The sequence below is a fragment of the Paenibacillus sp. 01T443 genome (assembly GCF_056398325.1).
On sequence record NZ_JBFTPE010000002.1, the window covers coordinates 410,572 to 417,069 of the forward strand.

Consider the following 6,498-nt stretch of genomic DNA (forward strand, 5'->3'; position numbering starts at 1 on the left):
TGGACGCCGCTTCTTAAAATAAAGCATTATCCTTATTGATGCGGCGCACCACCCAATTGGATAGAAAGACCAGTGTGAAGCCGACAACCGATTGAAGCAAACCCGCTGCGGATGAAAGCCCGATGTCGCCAACGGTGAGGAACGTCCGATATACGTAGGTGTCGATAACATTCGTCACAGGGAACAATACGCCTGACTCTCTCGGCACTTGAAAGAACAAGCCGAAATCCGCATTAAAGATTTTACCGATCTGCAGCAGCGTCATAATGGTTATGACCGGCATAATTAGCGGTATGGTGATGCTCGTCATCTGCTTCCACTTGCTGGCGCCGTCAATGGTAGCGGCCTCGTAATATTCATCATCGATGCCGATGATAGCTGCCATATAAATGACGGTGAAATAACCCATGCTCTTCCACGTATTCACGATAGGCAGAACGTACGGCCATACCTCCTTCGTGAAATACCACTGGACACTCTCAAGTCCCAATGCCGGAAGTAGAGAGCTGTTTAAGTAGCCGTGCTCATCGCTCATGAATCCGAACACGAGGTAACTGATGACAACCATAGAGAGGAAATAAGGCAGGAACATAACGGTTTGATGCAGCTTAGCAACGAATCTGTTCTTTATTTCATTGAGCATAATGGCAAAGGCTAATGGGAAAATAAGATTCAAGACGATGAATCCCGAGTTGTACAATAAGGTGTTTCGCGTAATAATCCATGCATCCGAGGTTTTGAACAAATACTCGAAATTTCGCAGGCCGCTCCATGGGCTTCCAAAGATGCCGTCTGCATAATTGATGTTTTTGAAAGCAATGATGATTCCAAACATCGGAATATAATTGTTTAGTACCAGCAATGCGATAGCAGGCAGCATCATGATGTAGAACATCCAATATTTTCTGAAAATACGGATTTGAGTTAATTTTTTAACTGAGCTCTTTGGAATATAGGCAGCTGTGACCGCTTCTGTCGTAGGCTTCGCCATCGCCTTCCCCCTCCTCTTTCTAAAACACTTTGTGGTTTTTACTTGTTTTCATTGTATAAAAAAAAGACGCCGACATCTGTCGGCGTCGTGACCTCATTAACGGTCAAGTGACTTTTCAATCATACATTTTGAAATTTTTTGCGGTATTCCTGTGGAGTAAGTCCCGTCGTTTTTTTAAACAACTTTGAGAAATGCGAAAAGTTGCCATAACCGACGTTTATGGCTACGTCACTGACCCGATTATTCGTTTTCTCCAGTTCGACACGCGCTTTCGTGATTCTTAATCGAACCAAATAATCCGTTAAGGAATAGCCGGTCTCCCTGCGGAATAAACGAGACAGATACGCAGGATTCAGATACACGGCCTCGGCTGCCTGCTCCCTGCTGAATTCCTCCCCAAGATGCTCTTCCATGTAACGCTGCACCTTCTCCACCACTTGGGATACGTCCTTTCCGTTTCGATTGGCGTATTCCGTTATCTGCAAGCTCAATTGCTGCGTCCATGTCCGCATGCGAGGCAAAGATTTAAGAATTTGCTCGCTAGCCTCCCACTCCCTATGCTGGAACACATCGGTCATCTGCACCGATTTTTTATTCAGCCATTGAAATAACATGTTCATATACCCGTAATAAAACGAAGCCATATACGTATAATCCACTTTTAATTCCTGCATGTGGTCGAAGCATTCATCAATACGCTGCGATAGTTCCGTCTGCTTGCCCGACTCGAGCAGCAGCGACCAATCTGAGAAGGCCGCTGCTTGGGGTACACTCAGCCCTTGCTCCTGCATGTGGTCCCGTTCCGCAAGAATCGCGCAGGTATTACTGACATTGCACCGCTCCATCGACAGCAGCGCCTGCACGGCTGTACGGAGCTGCTTAACAGGCGTGGACTCTCCAATATAACAAGATAAAGAGCAATTCAGCATTCGTTTGCACTGGTCAATAAATGATTTGCATCGCTCTGCAATAGCTTCGATCGATATCTCTTCACTATCCGCAGAGCCGTAAAATAACGCATAAAGAATCCCGCTGCCATCCTGTACAATATGGCCAGGCGCATCTTGAAGGACAAGCTCCTCGGCTGCATTCTTAATGCCGTAGGTCATAATCTCCTCATCTCTTGCAGACCATTCCTCACGCCATTGTTCAATACTGATGAGTACGACCCGAAGGGGACTGTCCGCCTGAAGCGGCAAAGCATAGGTTTGCAGGGCACCATCCAGCTGCTGTGGTGCCGCTGATATCCGATAATGCAGAACATCCTGCCAGAAACGTTCGATTAAAATGGGACGCTGTTTGTTCCACTGCTCATAGAACAAGCTATAGGTCCCACGGATTTTGTTCAGTTGCTCCAAATCCCGAACCTTGGTTAACGCTTCGTTGACACATGCTTTCAACGCATTATGATCGATTGGCTTAAGTAAATAATCGAAGCAATCCAGCTGCACTGCCTGCTGCGCATATTTGAAATCCGCATGTCCGGTTAGAAAAATCGTTACACTGGAGGGAGAATGCTCATTTACCCATTCCAATAGATCGATCCCGCTTAGGTTTGGCATATCAATATCTGAGAGCATGATGTGAATCGTATGCTCACTGAGTAGGGACTGCGCCTCTTCTGCATCAATCGCCGTATAAATATTCGCGATCGGCAGCGTTGACCAATCGATGCCCTCCACGATTCCGCGAATCGCGATTTCCTCATCATCAACGACTAATAAATTATACAACGGCTCTCGCCCCTTCCATGAGCTTAGGAAATACGATAACGACGACTGCGCCGCTTCCCTCTGTTTGATTGGAGAATGTGATTGAGGTTCTTTCTCCGTACAGCAGTTGAAGCCTGTGAATTACATTCATAATACCTAAACTGCTTGATTCGCCTTCCTGAAGCGGCTCTTTCTTCTGCAGCTTCTCAAGCACCAAAGGATTAAAGCCGGTGCCATTATCGCTGATAGACAACGCAAAGCCGAAGTCAGCATCCATTTGCGCCGAAATCTTGATCTGAAAAAGCTGACGCCTGTTTTTGAAGCCGTGAATAATCGAATTTTCTACAAATGGCTGGATCGTCAAAGCTGCAATCGGATAATGTAAAAGTTCATCCATGCCCTCAAACGTACACTGCAGCTTTTCTGGAAAACGAATTTTCTGTATCGTAATGTAGTTTTCAATATGCTGCAGCTCTTCCTTCAGCGTGATCGTATCCCGATTGGCCTTCATGATGAACCTGAAATAATCAGCTAGATGCAGAGACATTTTTTTAACCGATTCCGTGTCGCCTAGCGCTGCTAAATTATAAATAATGTTTAAACTGTTCATATAGAAGTGAGGATTGATTTGGGCTTGCAGCTGCTTCAGCTCTCCCTGCTTCACGCGAAGCTGCTCCTCGTATACATCGATTTTCAAGGTTTTGATTTGCTCCGCCATAATGTTGAACGTATTTCCAAGAAACTCAAATTCAAGTGATTTGTTTTTCTTTAGCCTGACATCCAGCATGCCTAGTGAGATTTTCTTCATCCCCAAGATTAGCTCATGCAGAGGCTTAAAGAGCATATTCCGCATAAAAAATAAGTAGATAAGCAGAATCGCCAAAAAGCCGATCGGGGCAAACAACGTGGCATTTCTAAAAAACAACAGATTACGCAACAGCGTTTCTTCTGGAATAACGACACGGTAAGCAATGTTAACCATGTCGCTCATCCGGTTCATTACTAGGTAGGTATCGCCTGTCTTGCGATCCGTTAACGACTCGTACGGCTCCTCTGATATTTTATAACTGAGCTCAAACGGTGCTAGATTTTCCGTCAACGACTGGACAAGCTGATCTCCCTCTCGCAAATAAATGCCGTTATGCCCGATATCCCCATCGCTCCATTGAATCGAAAGCATCGCATTGATATCCTGAACCTTAATCATTGCCCCTACATATAAGCCCTCGGAAACCTTTATAAAATTGATCAGAAAATATTTCCCCGGCATGCGCTCGTCCGCCCTAACCTCCCAGGTATGCTGGTCATTCAGCAGCAGATTTTCTTCCGTTGTCATCTCATCCATATGCGTCTTAATTATTTTCTTCGTATCGTTATATACACTGTCCGTTCCGAAAATAATATCGTCTTTATGATACAAAAAGACAGCATCAATCAAATTATAAACGCCAACGTCACGGTTGAGCTTGGCATCAATGCGTATTTTGGTTAGCGTGTAGCCGTCACTGTCCATAGGGAAAGACATCAGCAGTCCGACATCGGAATCAAGCACTGACATTTTATAAAGATAATCGTTAATTTGCGATAAATTGTGGTCCGTTTGACCGACGTAAATATCGAGCGTGTTTCGATAGGTTTCTGAAACCTTCTCTCGAACGATATCCCGCGAGTAGCTGTTATTAATTAGCATGTATACGACAACCGGCAGCATAACTGCCATAAATCCAATAATAAGACGAGTCCTGATCGATTTACCAAACCTCACGCAGCCCTTTCCCCCTAACCTGTCTCGAACCATTTCTAATTCTACCATTTAAAGCGCTTTCTTAACATCATCTAAAAATATGATATTAGCTCGTCGCGATCATTCTGATTAATCCGCTTATTTAAAGTCCATCCAACCAATACGGAGCATAAAGTAAAAGCTGCTCCTAGCTTTGTTGACCGTATGAATCTTAAGCGGTTTGCCGTATAAAAACCTGATAAAATAAACACAAAAAAACCCTTGAGATAATTCTAGTCTCAAGAGTTTGTAATTTAAAAAATATGGTGCCGATGAGAGGACTCGAACCTCCACGGTTTCCCTCACGATTTTGAGTCGCGCGCGTCTGCCATTCCGCCACATCGGCAATTAGGTAAATATGGCGTGCCCTAAGAGATTCGAACTCCTGGCCTTTTGATTCGTAGTCAAACGCTCTATCCAGCTGAGCTAAGGGCACGTATTGTAATTCTGCAAAAAAGTTGTGGAGGCGCCACCCAGACTCGAACTGGGGGTAGAGCTTTTGCAGAGCTCTGCCTTACCACTTGGCTATGGCGCCAAATTAATGGAGCGGAAGACGGGAATCGAACCCGCGACCCTCGCCTTGGCAAGGCGATGCTCTACCGCTGAGCCACTTCCGCATATAAATGGCTGGGGATTCAGGGATCGAACCTGAGAATGACGGAGTCAAAGTCCGTTGCCTTACCGCTTGGCTAATCCCCAACAAAATACAAAACCAAATTTTAAATTAATGGGGCGATCGAGGGGAATTGAACCCCCGAATGTCGGATCCACAAACCGATGCGTTAACCACTTCGCCACGACCGCCATATTCAGATATTTAATTGGCAGGGGCAGCAGGAATTGAACCCACACCAAAGGTTTTGGAGACCTTTGTTCTACCTTTAAACTATGCCCCTAAGGTAAACTGGTGGAGGATGATGGATTCGAACCACCGAACTCAGAGAGAGCAGATTTACAGTCTGCCGTGTTTAGCCACTTCACTAATCCTCCATGTGGTGCCGTCGAGAGGACTTGAACCCCCAACCTACTGATTACAAGTCAGTTGCTCTACCAGTTGAGCTACAACGGCATATTCACTTGTGTTGCTTGTACAAACTAAATGGTGGCTCGGGACGGAATCGAACCGCCGACACGAGGATTTTCAGTCCTCTGCTCTACCGACTGAGCTACCGAGCCTGATGTTGTTTTGAATGGCGGAGCTGACGGGATTCGAACCCGCGGTCTCCTGCGTGACAGGCAGGCATGTTGGGCCACTACACCACAGCTCCACATCAAATTCTCGGAAACTTCCGAATGGTAAAGATTTTTTTGGTTGCGGGGGCAGGATTTGAACCTGCGGCCTTCGGGTTATGAGCCCGACGAGCTACCGGGCTGCTCCACCCCGCGTCGTTATTATTTAAATGGTGGAGGCTGACGGGATCGAACCGCCGACCCTCTGCTTGTAAGGCAGATGCTCTCCCAGCTGAGCTAAGCCTCCGTGTTGAGCGACCTTTATATAATATCATAGGCGTTTCGCTCTTGTCAATAACTTTTTAAGAAGTTTTTGGTGACCCGTAGGGGACTCGAACCCCTGTTACCTCCGTGAAAGGGAGGTGTCTTAACCACTTGACCAACGGGCCTTACTGGCAGAGAGGAAGGGATTCGAACCCTCGAGACCCGGTTAGAGCCTACACGATTTCCAATCGTGCTCCTTCGACCACTCGGACACCTCTCTATAATGGCTCCCCGAACAGGACTCGAACCTGTGACAACTCGATTAACAGTCGAGTGCTCTACCAACTGAGCTATCAGGGAATAAAATCACTTTCAAAGCAAGTTGCGCCCTGAAAACTGGATACGAAAGTTAGGTTTGCTGAAACCTTATTAGCTGCTGTCTGCCGGATGTATGGGTCCATGCAAACGTGTTTAGGATAAGCCCTCGACCGATTAGTATTCGTCAGCTACACACATTGCTGTGCTTCCACCCCGAACCTATCAACCTCGTCGTCTTCAAGGGGTCTTACATACTGGGA

The 6,498-nt window shown here is 46.2% G+C and carries 3 protein-coding genes, 16 tRNA genes and 1 rRNA gene; all 20 read right to left on the minus strand.

What is annotated here, in order from left to right; translation table 11 throughout:
• Positions 1–13: 13 nt before the first annotated feature.
• A complete protein-coding gene (locus AC1DLI_RS04490; RefSeq protein WP_309000360.1) occupies positions 14–991 on the minus strand; it encodes an ABC transporter permease in 978 nt (325 codons plus the stop codon).
• A gap of 119 nt (positions 992–1,110) precedes the next feature.
• The gene (locus AC1DLI_RS04495) at positions 1,111–2,724 is read right to left on the minus strand and encodes a response regulator (protein ID WP_477600045.1); all 1,614 of its coding nucleotides are present in this window, start codon (positions 2,722–2,724) and stop codon (positions 1,111–1,113) included.
• Positions 2,717–4,468, minus strand: a complete 1,752-nt coding sequence (locus AC1DLI_RS04500) for a sensor histidine kinase (protein WP_477600047.1) — start codon at positions 4,466–4,468, stop codon at positions 2,717–2,719. Before AC1DLI_RS04500 ends, AC1DLI_RS04495 begins: the two co-directional genes overlap by 8 nt.
• A 282-nt stretch (positions 4,469–4,750) precedes the next feature.
• A tRNA-Leu gene (locus AC1DLI_RS04505) sits at positions 4,751–4,832 on the minus strand.
• A gap of 13 nt (positions 4,833–4,845) precedes the next feature.
• A tRNA-Arg gene (locus tag AC1DLI_RS04510) sits at positions 4,846–4,922 on the minus strand.
• Positions 4,923–4,947: 25 nt separating this feature from the next.
• A tRNA-Cys gene (locus tag AC1DLI_RS04515) sits at positions 4,948–5,021 on the minus strand.
• A 7-nt stretch (positions 5,022–5,028) separates the two neighbouring features.
• Positions 5,029–5,103: transfer RNA gene (locus AC1DLI_RS04520), tRNA-Gly, on the minus strand.
• A gap of 7 nt (positions 5,104–5,110) precedes the next feature.
• A tRNA-Gln gene (locus tag AC1DLI_RS04525) sits at positions 5,111–5,185 on the minus strand.
• A 29-nt stretch (positions 5,186–5,214) separates the two neighbouring features.
• Positions 5,215–5,290 (minus strand) — tRNA-His (locus AC1DLI_RS04530).
• Positions 5,291–5,308: 18 nt separating this feature from the next.
• Positions 5,309–5,382, minus strand: a tRNA-Trp gene (locus tag AC1DLI_RS04535).
• A gap of 9 nt (positions 5,383–5,391) precedes the next feature.
• A tRNA-Tyr gene (locus AC1DLI_RS04540) sits at positions 5,392–5,476 on the minus strand.
• A gap of 3 nt (positions 5,477–5,479) precedes the next feature.
• Positions 5,480–5,555, minus strand: a tRNA-Thr gene (locus tag AC1DLI_RS04545).
• Between the two features lie 31 nt (positions 5,556–5,586).
• Positions 5,587–5,662, minus strand: a tRNA-Phe gene (locus AC1DLI_RS04550).
• A 15-nt stretch (positions 5,663–5,677) separates the two neighbouring features.
• Positions 5,678–5,754: transfer RNA gene (locus AC1DLI_RS04555), tRNA-Asp, on the minus strand.
• 41 nt (positions 5,755–5,795) lie between these two features.
• Positions 5,796–5,872: transfer RNA gene (locus tag AC1DLI_RS04560), tRNA-Met, on the minus strand.
• A 15-nt stretch (positions 5,873–5,887) separates the two neighbouring features.
• Positions 5,888–5,963: transfer RNA gene (locus AC1DLI_RS04565), tRNA-Val, on the minus strand.
• Between the two features lie 67 nt (positions 5,964–6,030).
• A tRNA-Glu gene (locus AC1DLI_RS04570) sits at positions 6,031–6,105 on the minus strand.
• A 4-nt stretch (positions 6,106–6,109) separates the two neighbouring features.
• Positions 6,110–6,200, minus strand: a tRNA-Ser gene (locus AC1DLI_RS04575).
• Between the two features lie 4 nt (positions 6,201–6,204).
• Positions 6,205–6,280, minus strand: a tRNA-Asn gene (locus AC1DLI_RS04580).
• A gap of 112 nt (positions 6,281–6,392) precedes the next feature.
• Positions 6,393–6,498 (minus strand): 23S ribosomal RNA (locus AC1DLI_RS04585); the annotation flags it as partial.

Coding starts and splice junctions, on each gene's coding strand:
- AC1DLI_RS04490 (WP_309000360.1), bottom strand. CDS start 991: ATGGCGAAGCCTACGACAGAAGCGGTCACAGCTGCCTATATTCCAAAG.